This window comes from Trinickia sp. HAY1-2D (genome assembly GCF_056754935.1).
The window spans coordinates 329,772-353,021 of record NZ_JBPGWX010000001.1 but is presented as its reverse complement, the minus strand read 5'-3'; the positions used below and the strand labels follow the sequence as shown (position 1 = coordinate 353,021).

The 23,250-nt window shown below is 61.9% G+C and carries 21 protein-coding genes; 7 read left to right on the top strand and 14 right to left on the bottom strand.

Translation table 11 applies throughout. The features are described 5' to 3' along the window. Positions 1 to 67: 67 nt before the first annotated feature. The 3 genes from ACR9ZC_RS01535 to ACR9ZC_RS01525 form a co-directional block, all read right to left on the bottom strand. Positions 68 to 4,972, bottom strand: coding sequence for an NAD-glutamate dehydrogenase (locus ACR9ZC_RS01535; protein ID WP_481578834.1), 4,905 nt, complete (start codon positions 4,970 to 4,972; stop codon positions 68 to 70). 260 nt (positions 4,973 to 5,232) lie between these two features. After that, entirely contained in the window at positions 5,233 to 6,006 is a 774-nt protein-coding gene (locus ACR9ZC_RS01530) for an alpha/beta fold hydrolase (RefSeq protein ID WP_481578833.1), read from the bottom strand. Next, positions 6,003 to 7,040, bottom strand: coding sequence for a M14 family zinc carboxypeptidase (locus ACR9ZC_RS01525; protein WP_481578832.1), 1,038 nt, complete (start codon positions 7,038 to 7,040; stop codon positions 6,003 to 6,005). Before ACR9ZC_RS01525 ends, ACR9ZC_RS01530 begins: the two co-directional genes overlap by 4 nt. 254 nt (positions 7,041 to 7,294) lie before the next feature. On the opposite strand from ACR9ZC_RS01525, the gene ACR9ZC_RS01520 reads away from it, so the two are divergent. The 4 genes from ACR9ZC_RS01520 to ACR9ZC_RS01505 all read left to right on the top strand — a co-directional run bounded on the left by ACR9ZC_RS01520 (position 7,295) and on the right by ACR9ZC_RS01505 (position 12,556). After that, entirely contained in the window at positions 7,295 to 8,584 is a 1,290-nt protein-coding gene (locus ACR9ZC_RS01520) for a 4-aminobutyrate--2-oxoglutarate transaminase (RefSeq protein WP_481578831.1), read from the top strand. A 31-nt stretch (positions 8,585 to 8,615) separates the two neighbouring features. After that, positions 8,616 to 10,082 carry an NAD-dependent succinate-semialdehyde dehydrogenase gene (locus ACR9ZC_RS01515; protein ID WP_481578830.1) on the top strand — a complete coding sequence of 489 codons (1,467 nt, stop codon included), beginning with the start codon at positions 8,616 to 8,618 and terminating at the stop codon, positions 10,080 to 10,082. A gap of 366 nt (positions 10,083 to 10,448) precedes the next feature. Next, entirely contained in the window at positions 10,449 to 11,231 is a 783-nt protein-coding gene (locus ACR9ZC_RS01510; protein WP_481578829.1) for an ABC transporter substrate-binding protein, read from the top strand. A 209-nt stretch (positions 11,232 to 11,440) separates the two neighbouring features. Beyond that, on the top strand, positions 11,441 to 12,556 hold the full coding sequence (locus ACR9ZC_RS01505) for a succinylglutamate desuccinylase/aspartoacylase family protein (protein WP_481578828.1): 1,116 nt from the start codon (positions 11,441 to 11,443) through the stop codon (positions 12,554 to 12,556). 74 nt (positions 12,557 to 12,630) lie between these two features. Here the strand turns inward: ACR9ZC_RS01505 and ACR9ZC_RS01500 are convergent, their stop codons facing one another. From ACR9ZC_RS01500 to ACR9ZC_RS01465, 8 genes are all read right to left on the bottom strand, one after another. Beyond that, entirely contained in the window at positions 12,631 to 13,833 is a 1,203-nt protein-coding gene (locus tag ACR9ZC_RS01500) for an MFS transporter (RefSeq protein ID WP_481578827.1), read from the bottom strand. Positions 13,834 to 13,870: 37 nt separating this feature from the next. Continuing rightward, positions 13,871 to 14,260 carry a cupin domain-containing protein gene (locus ACR9ZC_RS01495; RefSeq protein WP_481579683.1) on the bottom strand — a complete coding sequence of 130 codons (390 nt, stop codon included), beginning with the start codon at positions 14,258 to 14,260 and terminating at the stop codon, positions 13,871 to 13,873. Between the two features lie 23 nt (positions 14,261 to 14,283). Beyond that, positions 14,284 to 14,949, bottom strand: coding sequence for a DUF2848 domain-containing protein (locus ACR9ZC_RS01490; RefSeq protein WP_481578826.1), 666 nt, complete (start codon positions 14,947 to 14,949; stop codon positions 14,284 to 14,286). 8 nt (positions 14,950 to 14,957) lie between these two features. Next, a complete protein-coding gene (locus ACR9ZC_RS01485) occupies positions 14,958 to 16,115 on the bottom strand; it encodes a methionine aminotransferase (RefSeq protein ID WP_481578825.1) in 1,158 nt (385 codons plus the stop codon). A 276-nt stretch (positions 16,116 to 16,391) separates the two neighbouring features. Next, positions 16,392 to 16,565 carry a CsbD family protein gene (locus ACR9ZC_RS01480; RefSeq protein ID WP_481578824.1) on the bottom strand — a complete coding sequence of 58 codons (174 nt, stop codon included), beginning with the start codon at positions 16,563 to 16,565 and terminating at the stop codon, positions 16,392 to 16,394. 141 nt (positions 16,566 to 16,706) lie between these two features. After that, a complete protein-coding gene (locus ACR9ZC_RS01475; RefSeq protein WP_173256764.1) occupies positions 16,707 to 17,177 on the bottom strand; it encodes a PRC-barrel domain-containing protein in 471 nt (156 codons plus the stop codon). Positions 17,178 to 17,334: 157 nt separating this feature from the next. Then, complete coding sequence (locus ACR9ZC_RS01470) at positions 17,335 to 17,493, bottom strand: DUF3309 family protein (protein WP_481578823.1); 159 nt, start codon at positions 17,491 to 17,493, stop codon at positions 17,335 to 17,337. 49 nt (positions 17,494 to 17,542) lie between these two features. Continuing rightward, positions 17,543 to 17,683: a glycine zipper 2TM domain-containing protein gene (locus tag ACR9ZC_RS01465; RefSeq protein WP_226117038.1), complete on the bottom strand. Its 141-nt coding sequence runs from the start codon at positions 17,681 to 17,683 to the stop codon at positions 17,543 to 17,545. 568 nt (positions 17,684 to 18,251) lie between these two features. Here ACR9ZC_RS01465 and ACR9ZC_RS01460 point away from each other — a divergent pair. Both ACR9ZC_RS01460 and ACR9ZC_RS01455 read left to right on the top strand, forming a co-directional pair. After that, positions 18,252 to 18,506: a DUF2866 domain-containing protein gene (locus ACR9ZC_RS01460; protein WP_173256761.1), complete on the top strand. Its 255-nt coding sequence runs from the start codon at positions 18,252 to 18,254 to the stop codon at positions 18,504 to 18,506. A gap of 9 nt (positions 18,507 to 18,515) precedes the next feature. Next, positions 18,516 to 18,902: a DUF6232 family protein gene (locus tag ACR9ZC_RS01455; RefSeq protein WP_481578822.1), complete on the top strand. Its 387-nt coding sequence runs from the start codon at positions 18,516 to 18,518 to the stop codon at positions 18,900 to 18,902. On the opposite strand, the gene ACR9ZC_RS01450 is transcribed toward ACR9ZC_RS01455, so the two are convergent. Continuing rightward, positions 18,890 to 21,343 carry a glycogen/starch/alpha-glucan phosphorylase gene (locus tag ACR9ZC_RS01450; RefSeq protein ID WP_481578821.1) on the bottom strand — a complete coding sequence of 818 codons (2,454 nt, stop codon included), beginning with the start codon at positions 21,341 to 21,343 and terminating at the stop codon, positions 18,890 to 18,892. The two genes, ACR9ZC_RS01455 and ACR9ZC_RS01450, sit on opposite strands and share 13 nt — an antisense overlap. 213 nt (positions 21,344 to 21,556) lie before the next feature. Between ACR9ZC_RS01450 and ACR9ZC_RS01445 the strand changes: the two genes are divergently transcribed. After that, positions 21,557 to 21,802 (top strand): hypothetical protein, encoded by a 246-nt coding sequence (locus tag ACR9ZC_RS01445; RefSeq protein ID WP_481578820.1) that lies wholly within the window; start codon positions 21,557 to 21,559, stop codon positions 21,800 to 21,802. 72 nt (positions 21,803 to 21,874) lie between these two features. On the opposite strand, the gene ACR9ZC_RS01440 is transcribed toward ACR9ZC_RS01445, so the two are convergent. Then, positions 21,875 to 22,561, bottom strand: coding sequence for a murein hydrolase activator EnvC family protein (locus ACR9ZC_RS01440; RefSeq protein ID WP_481578819.1), 687 nt, complete (start codon positions 22,559 to 22,561; stop codon positions 21,875 to 21,877). 189 nt (positions 22,562 to 22,750) lie between these two features. Then, on the bottom strand, positions 22,751 to 23,110 hold the full coding sequence (locus tag ACR9ZC_RS01435) for a DUF4148 domain-containing protein (protein WP_331566402.1): 360 nt from the start codon (positions 23,108 to 23,110) through the stop codon (positions 22,751 to 22,753). Positions 23,111 to 23,250 lie beyond the last annotated feature (140 nt).

Here is a 23,250-nt window from a genome sequence, read left to right as displayed (position 1 = left end):
GAAAAGCTGCAATGCAGCAACATTTGTACCATTCATCTGACAAGCCCTGCCGCTTTGCCCTGAAATACTACGCCCGCTCGAGCGCCGCGATTTCCCGCACCAGCACGAGCAGCATGGAGAGACTCGCGCCGCCGCCCGCACGCTGCTCGGCCAGCAGCCGGCCGTAGCGTTCGAGCGGCACGACGCGCCTTTCCTGCCACGCCTCGGCGATGGCTTCGGGCCGCTTGCTCTGGGCGTCCGTTTGAGCGAGCGCACTGGCGGTCAACGTACGCTTGAGCCGCGCAAATTCCGTCAGTGCCGCGGCGCGCGCAAGAACGTCCCAGTGCGTCGGCGTGGGGAGCGCGTTCGCGCGTTCGGAAATGAAGCCGTAGTTCAACACGGTGCCGAGTGCGAAATATACCCCGGCGACGAGTTCCAGCGGCTCGCCCGTCGTCGCCGCGATATCGGCGATATCGAGCAGCGAAGCCGAGATGTCGCCGCGCGCGACGTAGGTCGCGAGTTCGCCATCCACGCCGGCCGATTCGAGCGACTGTTTGCGTTGCGAAAGGGCCTCGCGATCCGCGGCGGGCAGCAGCTGCTCGAGCTGTGAGGACAAGCGTTCGACCGCCTCGCGGCAACGCTCCACGAGTGCTGCCACGGGTGCGCCCGCCGCGCCACCGCGCGCCGCGGGACCGCCCGCCGCAGCGTCCGCCCCCTCTCGCGCGACGCCGCCGGCCTGCATCTGCCGCAGGAACCAGAGGGCCGCATGCTCGACGAGCCGCGCCACCTCGACGAACATGCGCGCTTGCACGTCGCCGGCAATGCGGTTGTCGAGGGCATCGATCCGGCGCCAGAGCGCGTCGACGTGAAAGACATCGCGCGCGACGATCGTCGCGCGCGCGATATCGCTGGCTTTCGAATCGGTCTCTTCCTGCAGCCGATGCACGAACGCGCACCCGAGGCGATTGACGAGCACGTTGGCCACATGCGTGGCGAGGATTTCGCGCTTGAGCGGGTGCCGCTCGCTCGCGGCTGCAAACCGCACCTGCAGCGGCTTCGGAAAGTAATCTCGAAAGAAGTCGGCGACGAGCGGATCCTCGGGCAGATCGGAGTCCAGCAATTCGTCGAAGAGCCACATCTTGCTGTAGGCGAACAGCACGGCGCGCTCGGGCGACGTGAGGCCGAGATGCGCCGATTGGCGCTCGGCGATTTCCTCGTCGGTCGGCAAGAATTCGATGACGCGATTGAGGCGTCCGGCGCGCTCGAGCGAACGCATGAGGCGCACTTCGGCATCGAGGCGCTCCGCCGAATGACGTCCCGCGATGGAGAGCGCCTGCGTTTGCTGATAGTTGTCGCGCAGCACGAGTTCGCCCACCTCGTCGGTCATCTCCGCGAGCAGCGCGTTGCGCTGTTTCTCCGTGAGCTCGCCTTCGGCCACGACGAGTCCCAGCAAAATCTTGATATTGACCTCGTGGTCCGAGCAGTCGACGCCCGCGGAGTTGTCGATCGCATCGGTATTGACGCGGCCGCCTTTGAGGGCGTACTCGATCCGCCCCAGTTGCGTGAGTCCCAGATTGCCGCCTTCCGCGACCACTTTCGCGCGCAAGTCCGCACCGTTCACGCGCACTCCATCGCTGGCGCGGTCACCCACTTGCGCATGCGTTTCCCGCGTCGCTTTCACGTAGGTGCCGATCCCGCCGTTGTACAGCAGGTCGACAGGCGCCAGCAAAATGGCCCGAATGAGCTCGTTCGGCGCGAGCGTGGGCGCCTCCGTGCCCAGTACCGCACGCACGGCGGGCGAAAGCGGAATCGTCTTCGCGCTGCGCGGGTAGACGCCCCCGCCCGCCGAGATGCGGGCCGTATCGTAGTCCGCCCAGCTCGATCGCTCGAGCCCGAAGAGGCGCGCGCGTTCGGCGAAGCTCGCCTCCGCGTCCGGATCGGGATCGAGAAAGATGTGCCGATGATCGAATGCCGCAACGAGGCGGATATGACGCGAAAGCAGCATCCCGTTGCCGAAGACGTCGCCCGACATGTCGCCGACACCCACGACCGTGAAATCGGTCGTCTGCGTATCGACGCCCATTTCGCGGAAATGCCGCTTGACCGATTCCCACGCGCCGCGCGCCGTGATGCCCATCTTCTTGTGGTCGTATCCGACCGAGCCGCCCGAGGCGAACGCATCGTCGAGCCAGAAACCGTACTCGCGCGCGATCGCATTGGCGTAGTCGGAAAACGTCGCGGTGCCCTTGTCCGCCGCGACGACGAGATAGGGATCATCCGTATCGTGGCGCACGACTTCGGGCGGCGGCACGATCCCGCCGGGCGTGCGGTTGTCCGTCACGTCGAGCAGCCCGCGCAGGAACGTGCGGTAGCACGACACGCCTTCTCGCACGAACGCTTCTCGGTCGGCGGCTGACGGCGGATTCTTGACGACGAAGCCCCCTTTCGAGCCCACCGGCACGATCACGGAGTTCTTCACCATCTGGGCTTTCATGAGGCCCAAAACTTCCGTGCGGAAATCCTCGCGCCGATCGGACCAGCGCAGACCGCCGCGCGCCACGCGCCCCCCTCGCAAATGCACGCCTTCGACGCGCGGTGAATAGACCCAGATCTCGAACATCGGTTTCGGCTCGGGCAGCCCCGGCACGCGCGACGGATCGAGCTTGAACGAGACGTACGGCAACGGCTCGCCATGGCTATCGCGCCGGAAGTAGTTCGTGCGCACCGTCGCCGTCATGACGCCGAGAAACTGCCTCAGAATCCTGTCCTCGTCGAGGTTGGGCACCTGATCGAGTGCGGCGCCGATCGCGTCGAGCAACTGTGCCGTGCGGCGCTCGCGCGAGCCGTCGAGCGCGGGATCGAAGCGCGCGAGAAAGAGCTCGACGAGCTGACGCGCCAGCGCCGGGTTGCCCGTCACCGCACGCTCGATATAGGCATCGCTGAACGTGGAGCCGACTTGCCGCAAATACTTCGCATAAGCGCGCAGAATCGATACTTCGCGCGCATCGAGCTGCGCGCGCAACACGAGCCGGTTGAAGTCGTCGTTCTCGATCGCGCCCGCCCATACGTTGGCGAACGCATTTTCGAACAGCGCCTTGACGCGCTCGATGTCGAACTCGACATCGTCGGTCAGCTCGAGACCGAAGTCGTGCACCCAGGCCGCCGTCGCGCCCTGAGGCTCGATCAGATACGGACGCTCTTCGTCCACTCGCACGCCGAGGTGTTCGAGCATCGGCAGGCTGCGTGAAAGCGCGATCGATTGCCCGATGCGATAGACCTTGAAACGAAACGCACGCGAGGACGCCTCGATCGGACGATAGAGGTTCATGGCCAATGCCTGACCCTCGCGCGCCGCTTCGATCAATTCGATATCGCGCACTGCCGTGCGCGCCGCGTAGTCCTCGCGATAGCCGGCCGGAAACGATTCGCCATAGCGCTGCAGCAGGCGGTTACCGGCCTCTTCGCCGAATCGCTCGAGCAGCGCATCGGCAAGGTCGTCCTGCCAGCGGCGCGTCACTTGGACAAGCCGAGTCTCGAGCTCCACCGTATCGACTTGCGGCAAGGCGCCTGTGCCCGCCCTCACCACGATATGAATGCGTGCCAGCGGCGATTCCGACAACAGCGGCGTGAACTCGACGCTCGTGCCGTTGTACGCGCCCGCGAGCAGCTTGGCCATGCGGCGCCGCAAATCGGTGTTGTACTTTTCGCGCGGCACGAAGACGAGGCACGAGACGAAGCGCTCGAAGCGATCGCGCCGCACGAACAGCCGCGTGCGCTGGTGCTCCTGAAGTCGCAGGATGCCGAGGGCGATGTCGTAGAGGTCGTCCTCGTTGGCCTGGAACAGCTCGTCGCGCGGGTATTGCTCGAGCACGGTCACGAGCGATTTATGGAGGTGACCTTTCGCGAGAAAGCCGGCGCGGCGCATGATGTTTGCGCATTTGCGCCGCACGATCGGAATATCGGCACTCGCGTCGGTATAAGCCGTCGACGTGTAAAGACCGAGAAAGCGCCGCTCGCCGACCACCTTCCCATCGTCCCCTACGAGTTTCACGCCCACATAATCGAGGTAGCCCGGCCGGTGCACCGTGGCGCGCGAATTGGCTTTGGTCAGAAAGATCGGCATCGCGTCGCCGATGATGGCCGTGGCCGTGGCCGAGGGCGGCAACGGCGTCACCTCCGCTGCATCGCTCGCGCGCAGGATGCCGGCCCCCGTGCCGGGCACGGCGCGCAGCCCGAGCCCAGCGTCGTGCGGCACGAGCGCATAGTCGCGCTGGCCGAGAAACGTGAAATGGTCGGCCACCATCCATTCGAGGAATGCGCGCGCTTCGGTGGTATCCGCACTCGATTCGCGCGCCGCCATGCTCTTGATGGTCTGGCGGGCCGTGGCGATCATGCGCGGCCAGTCTTCGACGGCGGCGCGCACATCGCCGAGCACGCGCGAGATATTGGCGCGCAGTTCCGCCAGGCGCGCGGCATCGCCGCAGCGATCGATTTCGAAGTGAATGAACGATTCGAGGCGCGCTTTGTGCACTGCCTCGTCGTCACGTTGACCGGCAACGCCGGGCTCGATGCGCTCGATTTCGCCTGCTGCGTCGCGCCAGACGCGAAAGACCGGGTGAATGGCCGAATGCAGCGTCAATCCGCATCGATTGACCTCCATCGTGACCGAATCGACGAGAAACGGCATATCGTCGTTGACGATCTCGATGACGGTATGGTCGGAATGCCAGCCGTGCTCGTCCACGACGGGGTTATAGATACGAAGCAGATGAGAGCCGGACACGAACTTCCTGGCCGTCTGCCAATGCGCCATTGCCGCGCCGTAAAGATCGGCAAGCGAGCGGCTTTGAAGGTCCTGCACATCGACGAGTTCGTAATAGAAACGCAAAAACGATTCAATCGGAGCGAACGCCTCGGCCGGCCATCGTCCTCTTGCATAGTCGACGACATCGGCCAGCAGGTGTGCGACGGCATCTTCGTTCTTCGCTAGCATGGAGTCCTCCGCGACCAGGGCGCTGCAGACAATCGGGCTACCGGGCATGCGTACGGCCATTCGGATTATGCGCCGGCTTGGCGACGAAAAGGCGTGCCGAGCAACGGAATCCCTTCCTCCCGCGCGTAACGGATGGCCGACAGGGCCCCGTCCCTAATGCGGTACGGACTCGCCGGTACGCACCAGATGCCATGGTAGCCGTGCAAACGCGGCGACACGATCTCGTCGGTCGGAGACTTAGCAGCTAAGCTATGGGAAGCCTACGAACGCACCGTTCGCAACTCGTCCTCACTGACCCACGCCCGGATCACCTCGGCCAGCCATGCGGCATCGTCATGCTGCAAGTCATGCCCCGCCCACGGATGTTCGCGGTACGCCGCGCCCCAGGCACGCGCAAGCGCACGCGAGCAATCGGGATGGACGAGCCGGTCCGCCCTCGATGCAAGAACGAGCGTGGGGCACGCCGGCGCCGCGGGCGCGGCTTCGAATCGCGCCGCGGCCCAGAGCTGCCGTAGCGCGTTGGCCGGGGTCACGGGCGCGCTGCGATAGATCGCAATCCAGACCGCCAGGTCCGTATCGTAGCGATCGCGCCGCTCGCACGTCAGTGCGTGAATCGCCGCTTCGGCCGCACGGCGGCCTCGCCAGCCAATCGCGGCCCGCACCAGCATCGGCCAGGCGCCCACGCGCAGGCGCATCAACGGCCCGCTGAACGGCCGCATGCTCGTATTGATCAATACCAGCCGCTCGATCTCGGCGGACCAGTTCTGCGCCCACGCAACCGCCACCATTGCACCGAGCGAGAGGCCGACGATTCGAAAAGGCGGCTCATGGCCACGCGAGGCGACATCGGCACGGACGCGCTCCGTCATCGCGCGCACACTCGACGGCACCTTGACGGGCGCATGCACGCCGCAGCCGGGCAAATCGACACAGACGATGTCGCCATCGAGCCCTGCCGCCCGCAATTGCGAGGGAAACTCCGCCCAATGACGCGATTCGCGTGCGAGGCCGCGCAGCAGGATCCACGTGCTCAATGCCGCCGCCTGTACCAATGTTCGATGGCGCGCGTCATCGTCTGTTGCCGCTCGGCACCCTGCGGCAGCCAGCCCGGGGCCGCATAAGCGGCGCGCGCGAGAAAATCGAGCAGATCGGTGTGCCGGCGCAGTACGCGCTCGGTGCGGTGTGCCTTCACCGGATTGAATATCCCTTCGCGCTTGAGCACCTGCAGCGGATTCTTCCTGATCCACAGCCACGATCCCAATTCGAGCGTCAACGGCAGGAAAACGGCCGGCGCCCGCGCGCGGTCGTAAGCGTAGTCCCACAAATCGCCATGCGACAGATATTGGAGGCTCTGCGGCTCGAACAGATAGCGATGATGCGGATGAGCGCCTTCGAGCATCCCCTTCAACGCAAACATTTCCGGAAGATGTTCGATGCGCCGCGTCGATTTGGCGTAGGGGAACCAGATGCTGTCGCGAAAGCCATAACCGGAGTGGCAATCGAGCGCGAAGCTGAGTGGGCGCGAGAGCAGCTGTTCTTCGACGACGCGCAGCATCAACGCAGCCTCGAGTTCCATCGGCGCGCCGCCGCGACCGCGGTACCACGGCAGCCAGGGCCCGATGCGCTGGCCACCGGCCAAAAACGGCACGCGCCCTTCGGCGTTATGCGGTGCATTGCGCATGAGATCCACACCGTTCGGATTCGAGCGCCGCATCGCCCACATGCCGCCCGGGTTGACGATCGGCATGAAGACGAACCGAATGCGTTGGAGCTGCGTATAAAGCAGCTCGTCCCACTCGAGCCGGCATAGCAGCACGCGCATGTAATCGAGCACGAGCTGCGTGCCGATTCGCTCGAGGCCGTGGATGCCGGCGAAGAGTCCGATCGTTGGGGCGAGCGGATCCGTCGAGCCCAGCGTGGCGACGTGGACGGCGAACCGCCGGCCTTCAGCGTGCACTTCGCCGACGATTTCGATCGTCATGCGACGGCTGCCGGCGTCGAGGATCGACTTCAGATCCTCGTATTCGGCAAAGCTCGTCTCGGGCACGGAGGTTACGGTTGTCGTCATCGCTCGGGGCCGAGCATCGAAATATGAATGGGCGGTACGTCCAATATAGGTCGGATGGCACGCAGGAAACCGCCCAATGTTGGTGTGCGAGCGCCTGCGCCCGTATCGGTAGCGATCGGCCTCCCCTCGCCCCGCGTCATTGCGCCAATTGGCTCCATCGTTTCCGCAAAAATGGTTCTGATTATGAGAGCCAAAGCTAGCTATAGTCGCCGTACCCGCGAAGCGACCGCTCTGCATCGGACCAGGAGAACACGATGACGAACCGAAATGACGAACTGAAGGCACGCAAGGATGCCGCCACGCCGCGCGGCGTCGGTGTGATGTGCGACTTTTACGCAGCCCGCGCCGAGAATGCCGAGCTCTGGGACGTCGAAGGTCGCCGCTTCATCGATTTCGCCGCGGGCATCGCCGTGGTCAACACGGGACATCGGCACCCGCGCCTGGTCGCCGCCATTCGCGAGCAACTCGATTGCTTCACGCACACGGCGTATCAGATCGTACCCTATGCGTCGTATGTCGAACTCGCCGAAAAGATCAACCAGCGGGCGCCGGGCGCGTTCGCCAAAAAGACCGCGTTTTTCACGACGGGCGCGGAAGCCGTCGAAAACGCCGTCAAAATCGCACGCGCCGCCACGGGGCGCCCCGGTGTCATCGCGTTCGCGGGCGGGTTTCACGGACGCACGCTGATGGGCATGGCCCTCACCGGCAAGGTCGCGCCCTACAAGCTCGGCTTCGGGCCGTTTCCTTCCGACGTGTTTCATGCCCCGTTCCCCACTCCGCTGCACGGCGTAAGCACCGCCGATGCACTGCGCTCGCTCGAAGGCCTCTTCAAATCGGACATCGACCCGGCACGCGTTGCGGCGATCATTTTCGAACCCGTGCAGGGCGAAGGCGGCTTCTATCCCGCGCCGGCGGACTTCGTGCGCGGCTTGCGCCGTATCTGCGACGCGCACGGCATCCTGCTGATCGCCGACGAAGTGCAAACGGGTTTTGCGCGCACGGGCAAGCTCTTTGCGATGGAGCATTATGACGTTACCGCCGATCTGACGACGATGGCCAAGAGTCTGGCCGGCGGAATGCCGCTATCGGGCGTCGTGGGCCGCGCCGATGTCATGGACGCCGCGGCGCCGGGTGGACTCGGCGGCACCTACGCCGGCAATCCGCTCGCCGTGGCGGCCGCACACGCCGTGCTCGATATCATCGACGAAGAGCATCTTTGCGAACGCGCGACCACGCTCGGCAATCGCCTGAAGGATCGGCTCGAGACGCTGAAGGCCGCGGTGCCGCAGCTCGCCGAGGTGCGCGGTCCCGGCGCGATGATTGCCGCCGAATTTCTCGCACCCGGTACGCGCGAGCCCGATGCGGCATTCGCCAAGCGCGTTCAGCAACGCGCGCTCGAACGCGGCCTCTTGTTGCTCGTCTGCGGCACGCACGGCAATGTCATTCGTTTCCTGTTTCCTCTCACCATCGAGGAGCCCGTATTCAGCGAAGCGCTCGGCCTGCTCGAAGAGGCGTTGAACGAAAGCGTCGGGGCCTTGGCCTAACCGGTGCACTTCGCAGCTCAATGGAGTTGACATGGACACATTCGAATCAATCGACCTGAAAGACCCCTCGCTGCTGAAAGGTCACGCATTTCTTGCCGGCGAGTGGCAACGCGCCGATGACGGCAGCACGTTCGAGGTACGCAATCCGGCGACAGGCCAAGTGCTTGCCACGGTGCCGAAGATGGGCAGCGCGGAAACGCGTCGTGCGATCGAAGCCGCCAATGCAGCATGGCCCGCATGGCGTGCGCAGCCGGCCAAGGCGCGCGCAGCGATCCTGCGCAAGTGGTATCAGTCGATGCTCGACAACGCCGACGACCTCGCGCGCATCATGACGGCGGAGCAAGGCAAGCCGCTTGCCGAAGCCAAAGGCGAAATCCAGTACGCCGCGTCGTTCCTCGAATGGTTCGGCGAGGAAGCGAAGCGCGTCTACGGCGATACGATCCCGAGCCCCACGAACGACAAGCGCATCGTCATCGTCAAGGAGCCCGTCGGCGTGTGCGCCGCCATTACCCCCTGGAATTTCCCGGCGGCGATGATCACGCGCAAGGTCGGACCGGCACTCGCGGCGGGCTGCCCGATCGTCGTCAAGCCCGCGGAGGCCACGCCGCTTTCGGCGCTCGCGCTGGCCGTGCTCGCCGAGCGTGCCGGGCTGCCCAAGGGCGTGCTCAGCATCGTCACGGGCGAGCCGAAGGAAATCGGTGCCGAGATGACGGGCAATGCCCTCGTGCGCAAACTGTCGTTCACCGGTTCGACGGGCGTGGGCCGGCTGTTGATGGCGCAGTGCGCGTCGACGGTCAAGAAGCTCTCGCTCGAATTGGGCGGCAACGCGCCCTTCATCGTATTCGACGACGCCGATCTCGACGCCGCCGTGGCAGGCGCGATCGCTTCGAAGTATCGAAACAGCGGCCAGACCTGCGTATGCGCGAATCGTCTCTACGTACATGAGCGCGTCTACGATGCGTTCGCCGACAAGCTGCGCGCCGCGGTCGAACAGCTCAAAGTGGGCCGCGGTACCGAAGATGGCGTCATGCAAGGGCCGCTCATCAACGAAGCGGCCGTGCGTAAGGTCGAAGCTCATATCGCCGATGCGCTTTCGAAAGGCGCACGCGTCGCCACCGGAGGCAAACGCCATGCGCTCGGGCAGACGTTCTTCGAACCGACGGTGCTGACCGGCGTAACAGGCGCCATGCAACTCGCCAAGGAGGAGACGTTCGGCCCTGTCGCCCCGCTGTTCAAATTCAGTTCGGACGACGAAGTGATCCGAATGGCCAACGATACCGAATTCGGCCTCGCGGCTTACTTCTTTAGCCGCGACATTGCACGCGTCTGGCGCGTGGCCGAGGCGCTCGAATACGGGATGGTCGGCATCAATACGGGCATCATTTCGAACGAAGTCGCACCTTTCGGCGGCGTCAAGCAATCGGGCGTCGGACGAGAAGGCTCGCATTACGGCATCGACGAGTACACCGTCATCAAGTATCTTTGCCTCGGTATTTGACCCTGCCGCCCTTTCCGCCGGCGCAAAAATAGCTCGACTCCTGAAAACTTTTTTGCGCCGGCGCGACACATACCTTTCCAATCTTTTCCTGCGGCAACCGATTGCCTCGGTCTGCTAACTATCTGCCGCATTTGATTTTTATCGATTCGGCGTCTCGCCGGGCCATTCGAGCGGAGACTCGAAGTTTCTTTCCAAACGTTGCATCGATCGGCCATCCGGTGTCTACTAGCGCGGCCATTATTTTTGGTTTGGTATGCTTGGCGCCGCGCTGGCTGGCGCACGCCAACAGCCTTGATAAATCCCACCGCCCCTTCGCGCGGCACAACCGCGCATCAGGGGTCGATCGAACTGCTTCGAGGAGTCACCGTGAAAAAATTCATAGCCGCCGTAGCCATTGCCGCATGCGCCGTTTCCGCGGGTGTGGCGCACGCCAAAGACTGGTCCACGATCCGTTTCGGCGTCGATGCGAGCTATCCCCCGTTCGAATCGAAAGGCGCGGACGGCAAGCTCAAAGGCTTCGATATCGATATGGGCAATGAAATCTGCAAACGCCTGAACGCCAAGTGCGTGTGGGTCGAAAACGACTTCGACGGCATGATCCCCGCATTGAAGGCGAAGAAGTTCGACGGCGTGTTGTCGTCAATGACGATGACGCCGCAGCGTGAAAAGGAAATCGCGTTCTCTTCGAAACTCTTCAATACGCCGACCGCGCTCGTGGCGAAGAAGGGCCCGCCTATTCTGCCGACGGCCGAAGCGCTCAAGGGCAAAACCGTGGGCGTCGAGCAAGGCACGATCCAGGAAGCCTATGCGAAAGCGCACTGGGCGAGTCAAGGCGTGAAGGTCCAGCCGTACCAGAACCAGGATCAGGTCTATCAGGATCTGCTTTCCGGGCGCCTCGATGCGGCGTTGCAAGACAAGGTGCAGGCTGAGATCGGCTTCCTGAAGACGCCGCGCGGCGCGGGCTTTCAGGTCGTCGGCAACGATCTGAACGACCCGAAGACCCTCGGTGAAGGCGCCGGCATCGGTCTGCGCAAGGAAGACACGGATCTGAAGGCGAAGATCGACAAGGCGATCGCCGATATCCGCAAGGACGGCACCTACCAAAAGATCGAGAAACAATACTTCGACTTCGACGTCTACGGCAAGTGATGCCCGGCGGCGCCGATCGCGCCGCTTGATGACTCGTTGCGTCGTAGGTACCGCCAGGGGGCTCCGTATTGCACGGAGCCCCTTTTGCTTGGCAGTTCGCAGCGCTTCGCGCCCGGCGTACAATCGTGACCTGTTTGTCATTCATCTCTCGCGTCTAACAGGCGGGGCACGCCTGTCCAACGTTTGTTCCAACCGTGGCGCCAGGAAACATGCAAATACAGACCCATCCGTTGATCTCCCCCGCGCTCGGCACCGAGCGGCATCTGCAGAGCTTTCATTACGGGCCCGCGGGCGCGCAAAAGATCTACATTCAGTCGTCGCTGCATGCGGACGAGCTGCCGGGCATGCTCGTATCGTGGGCGCTGCGGCGCAAGCTGGCGGCTCTCGAGGCTGCGGCCAAGCTGCGTGGCGAAATCGTCGTCGTGCCGGTGCCGAACCCGATCGGGCTCAATCAGCATCTGCTCGGCCAGCATATCGGCCGCTTCGAGACCTCTAGCGCAAGCAACTTCAACCGCGGCTTTCACGATCTCGCCGCGCTCGTCACGCCGCGCATCGAAGGCCGCCTGTCGGGCGATATCGGCGCCAATCTGACGACCATCCGCGGCGCCATGCGCGACGCGCTGGCAGAACAGGTCCCGCATACCGAACTGGAATCGCAGCGGCTCGCGCTGCAGCGCCTTTCGTACGATGCCGACATCGTGCTCGATCTGCATTGCGACTTCGAAGGCGCGATGCATCTGTATACGAACCCGGACCTCTGGCCCGACGTCGAACCGCTCGCGCGCTACCTCGATGCGAAAGCATCGCTGCTCGCGCTCAATTCGATCGGCAACCCGTTCGACGAGATTCATAGCTTTTGCTGGTCCGAGTTGCGCACGCGCTATGAAGACCGTTACCCGATTCCGAACGGCTCGATTTCGGTCACCGTCGAGTTGCGCGGGCAAGCCGACGTCTCGTACTCCCATGCGGAGCACGATTCGCAGGCCATCCTCGAATACCTGACGCATCGCGGCGTGATAGACGGCACGCCCGCGCACCTGCCGCCGCTCGCGCACCCGGCCACGCCGCTTGCCGGCAGCGAGCCGCTCGTGGCGCCGATGTCGGGCGTGCTCGTGTTTCGCGTACCGGTGGGGAGCTGGGTCGAGCCTCACCAGGAAATTGCCGATATCGTCGATCCGCTCGGCGATCGTGTCGCGACGATCCGCAATACGATGGCCGGCGTGATGTATGCGCGGCACAAAACGCGCTTTGCCACGGCGGGGATGGAGGTTGCGCGCATTGCGGGGGCAACGCCTTTCCGTACGGGAAGCCTGCTTTCGGCGTAGGTGCGTAGGTGGCGTTGCCGATGATCTCGTGGAAAAGGTAGCGGCCGCGACGGTCAGTGAGAAGGCAGGCTCGATCAGGCAGCGCTGACCGCGGCGTCCGAACGGAAAGCGCTCTGCGCGATCAAGGACAACGCCGCGCCGGCGGCAGCGATGGCCATCCCGGCATAAGGCAAGGCATGAAATGACCAGTGCTTCATGACATAGCCGTCAAACGCGGAGCCGATCGTCATACCCAGGTACAGCGCGCTGCTGTTCCATGCGAGTAACGACGCTTTGGTCGATTGCCCCCACTGAACCAATCGAGTCTGTTGGGCCGGTTGAAATGGGTAGGAGACGAGCGCAAGCAGGCACAGCGTTGCGGCAAGCACCGCTCCGCCCATTGCACCGCGCAGTCCCATGCCAAGTAGCCACATCGCCACTGCCATACCGCACAAGCTGGCTATGGCGGTGAAATGTACGCCGATCTTGTCCGCGCCCCATCCGCCCAAGTGATTACCCAAAATGGCACCGACACCCCAGCCAATGAAGCATAGCGATACTGCTGAGGCCGACAGCGACGTATTCACCGTCAATCCTGTGCCCAGGTAGGTGTACAAGCCGTACAAGGCAGCCCCCCACGCGACCATCGGTGAAACTGCCGAAACGGCCGCGCGCAACGGGACCCGCATTCTCGACGCGCGACCGCCGACAGGCTTCGACGACGGCCATAGCCGCAAATTGGGCCATGCAAGAATGAACGCGGCTGCGGACAACAGCATAAAGACCGCTCGCCAAGGCATGACGTGCGCCAGCAATGCACCTAGCGGGGCGCTGGTCCATAGCGCGGTCAACAAACCCGATACGGCGATCGAGATCCAGTGAGCTCGGCGGCCCTCAGGAGCAGCATCGCCCACCGCCGCATAGATGGAAGGCGAGATCGCCGACACCGAGATGCCGGCGAATATCCGGCTCAGCAATGCCAACGCGAAGCTGCTCGAGCAGACCGTTCCGAGATTCGCGGCGGCAAACGCCAAAAGCCCCCAGCAGATCGTGCGGCGGCGACCGTACCTATCGCTGACGCGTCCCATCAACGGCGAAGCAACGGCGTAGGCGATGGAAAACACGCTCACGAGCCAACCCGCACTATCGACGTTCACATGCAGAGCATTCGCCATACTGGGCAGGAGCGGCGACATGATGAACAGATCCGCGCCCACCACGTACATCGTCACCCATGCGTTGAGCAATCGCCAACGGTCCAGATAGCCGGCAGGGCTATCTCCACAATTCGTCGTCATAGATACGCGCTTGGTTTGCATGTCGGACACTTGGCACTTACATCAACGTGATATCGTCGTTCGCGTAGTAGTGAATTTCCAGCAACATACATCCACTCTCCGACTTGAAAGGACCGTGGAACGCACCCGGCGGCCGGCAAGCATACGTATGCGGCTGAAATGCGGTCCCACCGTTTCCATTTGCATCGTTGCCCACGATCAGATCGCCTTGCAGGAGATAGACCTCTTCCCAATGATCATGGACGAACGGCGAAGTAGTATAGACGCCAGGAGCAAACCGCAACAAACGTGTCCTGCTTCCCGTGCGCGCCTGGGCCGCGAGCGACCCGCAAAGTATCTTTTCCTCGATTCCTTCCGGGTAGCCAGGCGGCACGCTCCAACCCTCGTTCAAGTCCAGCGCAACAAACTCGAGGTGCGGCTTTGTCATTTCGATATCCTCCTTTTCTTCGATCAAAGCGTTTCTGTTCGATATTGGCAAACGAGCGTCCGATCCAACACGGGATCATGTAATTCGACGCGGATAGCATGCGCGGCACGTATGCCTCCCTTCACCGGCACCGTGCCCCCGAATAGCACCTCGCCGTCGCGTAGCGGTGCGTCCAGCTTCGAAATCAGTTCGCGTGGATGCAACAGCTCCGATACCGGGCTTTCCTGGTAGACCGTTTCTGCGCCGTTTTCCTCGATATAGCTGCGCAATACCAGGCTATCCCAGTGGAGTTCGACATCCGAAAATCGCCAACAATCGCGGCTGATCGGCTTAGCGCATACTTGCTTGGAGAGCGTGACTTCGTGCGCCTCGAGAGCACGATCGGTATGGTCGGAGCCAACCGCAACGTACATTTCGCCATCCAGCGTGAATAGGCAATATTCGGCTTCCCCGCTCGAACTGGAGCCGACAGTTTCGATGACGGCGTCAGTCGTAAGTAGCGCATGGGAAATTCGGTAGAAAGTCGGGATGCGCTTCGGCGGAGTCACGCCGAGATCGGCCAACTCCTTGATATGATGCAGCACCTGCGCTGAATTACGCCCCGTCCACCCGGCGACAGTGAGTTTGCTCGCAGCGAGTTGCACTGATCGCGGTTCTTTGCCAAGAACATCGAATTGAATGGTTTTCATGGTTTGCCCTACAAAGCACGGAGAAGGTGGGTAGCCTTGTCGATCGTCTCGTCGGATTTTGCAAAGCAAAAACGCAACAAACGTGAATTCGCGTACTGAGCACCGAACCCGGAAACCGGCAGGCCGGCCACCCCGTGCTCGCTGATCAGCAGATCTGCGAATTGAGTATCCGGCACCTTGGAAATAGCCGAATAGTCAAGTAATTGGAAATATCCGCCGCTCGTCGGCACGAATTCGAAGCGCGAGCCCCGCAAACCTGCCAGGAACCGGTCGCGTTTTCCGCGAAACAGCGCAGGGAGGCTCAAATAAGTGGAAGCATCCAGGACATCGGCCATCGCCTGCTGCAAGGGAGTCGGGGCAGCATAAGTAGTGAATTGGAGAATCTTGCGCAACTCAGCCGTGAGCGGTGCGGCCGCAGCGGCGTACCCGATGCGCCATCCCGTCACGTGCATCGTTTTACCCAGCGAGCCAACCACGATCGTTCGCTCGCGTAGCCTCGGCTCGGAAAGCGCGGTGATATGAGGTCCATCGAAAACCATGTTGTGGTAGACCTCATCGCTAAGCACCAACAAGCTGTACCGCTCTGCCAGCGTCGCCAACCGATCGACATCGTTTGAATTCCAGCACCGACCCGACGGGTTGTGCGGGCTATTCACGATAATCATCCGAGTACGTGGAGAGACGCGTCTTTCCACTTCCTCCCAGTCAATTTCGAAACGAGGCGCGGGCAAGTCCACACAAACGGGAGTTGCGCCAGCCATCAAAATACTCGGCGCATACGATTCGAATGCAGGCGCCAAAAAGATCACTTCCTCACCGGGATGAACGAGACTACTCACAGCCGCGGAAATAGCCTGCGTCGCGCCGGCGGTAATGGTAATCTCAGCGTCGGGTGAGATCCGCAGCGAATAAAGATCCTCGTACATGTGGCCAATTGAGCGGCGCAGCGTCTCCGAGCCTTCGGGCATGCCGTATTGATTATGTCCGCCCTTGGTGGCGATCGATAATGACTCCAGCAACCTCGGATCGGGGGCGAAATCAGGAAATCCCTGGGAAAGGTTGATAGCGTCGTATTGTTTCGCAACGCGACTCAACGCGGAAAATATGGAACCCTTGACATGAGGAAGCCTTGACCTGACGCTACCAAGCGGCAAATTTGAATGCATAAGTAGGATTTCTTTTTGATTATTGACTGGGTCAGCATCTTCCGCACTTCTTGTTTAACAATATTCCCATTTCCATACACTATCGTTCAGCTCGCACGGCCTGGCAAACAAAAAAAGTTTATGCGGCGCATTGAATTGTTTTGCGATGCCCTTACAGGGCATATGGCGGAAAGCGCATTTCGGCGTAGGGTGCTCGTACTCGATAGCGATGGCTGCCGCGAGTTGGATCGTTTGCGGTTTTACTGCGTGGTCGTCCGCCAGCCATCGCGTGAGTAATCAGGCCTTTTTGACAGCCTCCTTGAGGTCGCCAAGATTCTTTCGCGCCTGACCGGCCGCTTGCTGCACGTCTCCCTTGATTTCCTGTTTTGTGTTGCCTGTCGTCCGGCCAATGGCTTCATTCACCTTGCCTTTGACCTTCTCTGCCGTTCCCTTGACTTGATCTTTGTTCATGGTTGGTCTCCAACGCGCAAATGTGTTGCGGATGTTGCCGATATCGGTTGTCGTCCCATTCGACGAAGCGCAACCGGTGGATCGGCGTTGGATGAAAATCGCCGGCCGTTTATCGCTTCCCGCTTGGTCGGCGCGGGTGGGTCAGTGTTCCAGCGGACGATTGGGCACAACGTCCCGCGGACCCAACCAGTACGGCTGCCGATTGTAGAACTGGTGAAGCGACGAACCCCACTGCTCGTCGGCCATCGAGGGCCAGTGGTCCTTATCGAATGCAGGTGCGTTCTTGATGTGGTCCGCGGTAACGTTCAGCCTGAAGCATTTCTCGTCTGTATCCAGAGTCAACGCACTCCATGGAATGGCGTAAAGTTTTCCACCGATACCGAGAAAGCCCCCGCTCGACAGCACAGCATAGGCAATGCGGCCGCTGCGCACATCCAGCATGATTTCGGAAATCTTCCCTATGTCGACCCGGTCAGACGTGAAGAGCTTATTACCCTTCAGCGTATCGGCCTCCATGACGTTCGGGCCGGGCCCCTCGCCGGCCCCGCTGCCCACAATGGTGGCACCGGTATCGCTGGTCGATGGGCGGTGGATCGGGTCTGGTGTCGTCATGATTTCCTCCTGAGTTCATTTCACTGCATGTCAATGCAGGTCGACGGGGCGCAGTGATCGAGTATCACGCTCGATATCCGCGGTATGGAGCATCGGGGTCACCGAGCTACAACGATGCGCGCAACCGGTTAAGAAGTCGGTACGGTGCCGTACCGCATCACAGTCTGCCCAGCAGTATCAACACCAGCACCACGACCAGTACCAAGCCCAGCACGCCGCTTGGACCGTAACCCCAGCCGCTGCTATAGCGCCAGCTTGGAATCGCACCGACCAGCAGCAGCGCGACAACGATCAATAGAATGAATCCCAGCGACATGTCATCTCTCCTCAATCAATTCGGCGGGTCGTATCGCGATACGGCAGCACTATTTCCCAACCTGATTGCCGACAACCCCGCCGACGGCCGCGCCGCCAACCGTGCCCAAGGCACTGCCGCCGGTCAGGACTGCGCCGGCAACGCCGCCGACACCCGCACCGATCACCGTGTCCGTTCCGCGGCGAGACATGTCGCCGCAACCCACCAGCAAGACAATCGCCATAGTTGCCATTGCCATCTCGACTGCGGCGAAATGTAACTTTCTCATGACCCTCTCCCTCGGGTTGCCGCAGCGCCGTCCGGTCCTGCACGACGTACGCGGGCCCATGCCTGACATCTCGACGGAATTCGAAACGCCAGTTCATGGTGGCCGATCAGCCGGGTGCAGTCGGTCCGCTAACGTACCGGCCCGGACGTCAATCAAGACCACTTTCGAAAACAATTACGTCGAGATCGGCGAGTGAAGTCGGACATGAATGCGCAGCTTCCAGCCGCACATTGAAATGTGTGACACGACGTTACGCGCCCGTACGCGGCGACACCCGAAAATCCTTCTGTTTCATGGTGTTATCCGCACTTCCAGCCCTCGATAGGGCATCGTGACACATGCGGAGATGCCCCTTTTTTAAGTCTGGCTTAATTCTCGGCTGACAACATGGCCCCATACCACCCCTGTTGAGCCGCCGGAACATCGGCGGCATCTTTTTGTCTTCTTCATGCGGTGCGCAAATCCCTGCGACACTGGGAAGGAAACGGCAATGACTGAAGATTCGGTGTTCAAGCATCTGCGAACCATGCTCAAGCGCAAGCACGCGCTGCCCGTTCAAAGCTGCCGCGTCTCGTTGCCCGTGCAACGCCCGTGGGGCAGAACCTACCGGCTCGTCGAATGGAGCATGGCCAAAGACGCGCCGTCCTATCGTTGCGTGGTCCCAGCCGAGTTGACCGACAGCGAGATCGCGCAGTGCGTCGCGTCGCACGTGCCGGGCCGGGTCTATTTCGACGAACAGCGCTAAACTTCCTCAATGGAAAACACGTTCAACGAACGCGGCGTGACGATCACACGCGGCGGACTCAGTGCGGGCGGCCAGATGTTTCCGCTGCGCGAGATTCGCGAGGTGCGCGTCGTCACGGTGCACAAGAACAAAGTGCTGCCGGTCTGCATTTCGGTCCTCGGCGCCGCCGCAGCCATAGCGGGCGGCATCTATGGCAGCAGCGCCGCACTTGTTGTCGGCGTGATGCTCGTCGTCGTCGGGGGACTTACCTGGTACACGCAGGATGTCACGCACCGGCTCATCGTCACAACGGCGAACGGCGAGCGCGAAGCGCTGACGAGTCCCGACCGCGCCTTCGCCGAGCACGTCGAACGAGTTTTGCGCGACGCACTCGGCCGCTCCGCTCAGCCCGTCTGAACCGGCTTGACGCGCCAGATATCGCGCGCGTATTCGGCAATCGTCCGGTCCGACGAAAACTGTCCCATGCCCGCCACGTTCTCGATCGCGCTCGCCGTCCACGCGCGCGGATTGCGAAAACGTGCGTCCACTGCCTCCTGCGCTCGCGCAAACGCGGCGAAATCGGCCAGCACCATGTAGTGATCGCCCCAGTCGACAAGCGTATGAAAGATGTCCGAAAAGCGGTGGGAGTCGCCGTTGGAAAAGTATCCGGTGCGGATCTGATCGAGTGCGTGGCGTAACGCTTCGTTCTCCTCATAGATTTGCCGCGGCCGATAACCGCTCGCTCGCAATTCGCCGACTTCGCTCGCGTTCAACCCAAAGATGAACATGTTCTCGCGTCCGACTGCATCGCAGATCTCGATGTTGGCACCGTCCATCGTTCCGATCGTCAGCGCGCCGTTCAATGCAAGCTTCATGTTCCCGGTACCGGACGCTTCCGTGCCCGCCATCGATATCTGTTCGGACAGGTCGGCCGCGGGAATCATCGTCTCGGCCAAACTCACGCCGTAATTGGGCACGAAGACGACTTTCAGGCGGTCGCCGACGACCGGGTCCCCGTTGATCGTCTGTGCAACATCGCCAATGAGGCGAATGATCGTTTTCGCCATCTTGTAGGCCGAAGCGGCCTTGCCCGCAAAAATAGCCACGCGCGGTACCCAGTCTTCGTCGGGATGCGCTCGGATCTGGTTATAGCGGACGATGACATGCAGCAAGTTCAGCAATTGCCGCTTGTATTCGTGGATCCGCTTGACCTGCATATCGAAGAGCGCATCCGGGTGAACGGCAACGCCCGTATGGTGCAAAAGCCGGTGGGCAAGACGAATCTTGTTGCGGCGCTTCGCGGCCCGAAATGCGGCAACGAATTCGGCATCTTCCTTGAATTCGCGGAGCTTGGATAATTCGAAGAGATCCTTGCGCCAGTTCGTTCCGATGCTCGAATCGATGAGCGAGGAAAGCGGCCGGCTCGCCTGAGCGAGCCACCGGCGCGGCGTGATGCCGTTCGTGACATTGGTGAAGCGTTCTGGAAACATGCGCGCGAAATCGTTGAAGAACTCGCGCTCCATCAATTGCGAGTGAAGCTTCGAAACCCCGTTGACCTTCTGGCTCGCCACGATCGCGAGATGCGCCATACGCACGCGGCGTTGCCCGTACTCGTCGACAAGAGAAATGCGCCGGATCAGCTCGACGTCATGTCCGAAATGCTCGCTCGCCTCCTTGAGGAAGTTCGCGTTGATCTCGAAGATGATTTCGAGATGCCGCGGCAAAAGCCGCGCGAGCATATCGACGTCCCACGTCTCCAGTGCTTCCGGCATCAGCGTATGGTTGGTGTAAGAGAACACCTGCTGCACCATTTTCCACGCCCGATCCCACTGCACCTGGTGAACGTCGACGAGCAGTCGCATCAGCTCGGGAATGGCCAGCACCGGATGCGTGTCGTTCAGATGAATCGCGACTTTCTCCGCGAACCGGCCGAACGTGCTATGCGTGCGCTGATAGCGGCGAATGAGATCTTGCATCGTCGCCGAAACGAAGAAGTACTCCTGCCGCAACCGCAGCTCGCGCCCCGCTGGTGTCGAATCGTCGGGGTAGAGCAACCGCGAGACGTTTTCGGAATACTCCTTTGCCTCGACCGCACGACGATAGTCGCCCTGGTTGAACGCCGACAGATCGAGTTCTTCCGTCGCGCGCGCAGACCATAGCCGCAAGGTATTCGTCGCGCTCGTGCCAAAGCCCGGGATCACGGTGTCGTAAGCCATGGCGTTGACGTGCTCGGTCTCCACCCACTCGACGCGGTCCCCGTGCTGAATCGTGCGTCCGCCGAAATGGACGATGTATTGCACTTCGGGGCGCTGAAACTCCCAAGGGTTGCCGGCGCGCAGCCAATAGTCCGGCGTCTCGACTTGTTCGCCGTCGACGATCTGCTGGCGAAACATGCCGTAGTCGTAACGGATGCCGTAGCCGAAGCCCGGGACCGCTAGCGTAGCCATCGAATCGAGGAAGCACGCCGCGAGCCGTCCGAGACCTCCGTTGCCGAGCGCGGCGTCCGGCTCGAGTTCGGTCACCACGGACATATCCACACCGAGGCTCGCGAGCGCTTCGTTCATCTGGTCGTAAATGCCAAGGGCAAGCAGCGCGTTCGTAAACGTGCGGCCGATCAGAAACTCCATCGACAGGTAGTAGACGCGTTTGACGTCCTGCTCGTATTGCAGACGCGTGGTTTTCATCCAGCGCGCGACGAGTCTGTCGCGCACCGCGAGGGCTGCGGCATTGAGCCAGTCTTGCGGCCGGGCCGCGACAGCATCCTTGCCGACACCGTAGATCAAGCGGTTGGAGATAGAGCGCCGCAGCGCTTCAACTGTGCTGTTGAGCTGGTCGAATTCCAGATCGACGGCTGTCATCGAGCCCTCCTGGTTAGCATGGCGGCATGCGCATTGCTACCCTCGACTGGCGCCAGTGGGCGCGTGCCGCGAGGAGTCAGATTACGCCTTTTTGATGGCTTGCGGAGCGCATCGGAGTGCTAAATAAAACGCAAAAAAATGCGAGGTCACGGCATAGGGGCATCGGAATCGCTGCACTATGATTGAAGCGTCGACAGTGCCCAGGAGACCGACATGACGACGCATATCCATACCAACACGCAAGCCGTGCTCGGCATGATCCACGCGCAGGAGCTGTTGATGGTTTCGCTGATTCGAGCATTGCCGCCCGAGACGCGTCTCAGAGTCGTCGACGAATATCAGGCGCAAGTCGAGCGCGCCGAACTTGCACACGTCAGCCCTGAAAGCGAGCGCGATACCATCGACGCGTTCCGCGCGCATAGCCGCAAGCTTTCGATCGTGCTTGCGTCGCTGGCCTGAGCCCGGGCATCGGCATCAGCATCGGCTCGGCGGCACAGTGGCGCGATTTGTTGCTCGACGATCTGCCGGCTGCTAGCGCGGCAGATAGGCGAGCGGATCCATAGGCGTGCCATCGCGGCGAATTTCGAACTGCAACGTGCTGCGGCCCGTCTTGTCGGTGCCCATCTGGGCGATCTGTTGCCCCTTGCGCACGTTGTCGCCCTCGCTGACGGCAACCGGACCGTTCACTGCATACGCTGTGACGATTCCGTCGCCATGCTTCACGACGACCAGGGCTGCGTATTGCTGGATCGCGTTGCCGACATAGATGACCGTTCCGTCGGCAGCGGCACGCACCGGGTCCTCCGCCCTACCAGCAATGACAATGCCTTTCGAGCCGCCGGCCTGCATCGACTTGAGCACCTGCCCATAAGCGGGCCACGCAAAGTGAATCGCAGGACCGCCGCCGGCGTTCGCATTCGCGCCGACCGGCGGCGCCACGCGCAGCACTTGTCCCGGGACGAGCGAGGCCGTGGCCGGCAGCCGGTTCCATTCGGCAATCTCCTGCGGCCGCTGGCCGAAGCCCGCCGCAACACTGGCCAGCGTATCGCCGGGCGCGACGCGATAATAGCCGGGCTGCACGGCGACTGGACGCGGTGGCGCATTCCATTGCGCGGCGTTGCCGCGCGAGCCGGGCCATTGTTCGGTCGTACAACCTGCGACCCACATCGCGCCAGCCGCACACAACACCGTCAACACTCTGCTGCGATCGATTTTCATGAAGCGAGCGTCTCCCTAGTCAGCCGAGAATGGCACATATTAACGCGGGGACGCCAAAACGAAACCGGCTCGCGCCTCCTTCGAGAGCACGAGCCGGTTCGCTTCAAACGGTCGACTCAATCGATCGCGCCGCTTTCGCTTCGATTACGTTTATTACGCATCGATTGCAATCACGCGATCTTGCGATGCTTACTGACCGAAAAACAGCGAGTGTCCGCCGCTCGAGTCCGCGGGACGCTCGGCAGCGGGCGCACCCGATTGGCCGCTTTGGCCCGCTACACCGCCATAGCCGCTGTTATCTGCGGCCGTTGCGGACGTATCCGCGACTGCCTGCCCTTGCGTGCCATAGGCACGCGCTTCGGCCGCCTGAATGTTCGCGGGGTAATAGATGTCGTTTGCACGTGGTTCAAAACCCGCTTGTTCGAGGCGAATCAGATCCTGCCGGACTTGTTCGCGGGTGACAGGCTGGTTCGATTGCGTTTGCGCCATCGAGGCGAGCGGGGTGGCGAGGACAGAAGCGGCAACCACTGCATAGATCAGGGATTTCATGACTAGACCTCCGGTATTGGTATTCGCCCCACACACCATGTCTGAAGCGATTGAGTTCAGTCTAGTCATCTGAGGACTTAGGGAAAACCACTATTTTGGTCAAATAGTGTTTCCGGTCCTGCAACAATCCCTGTCAATCT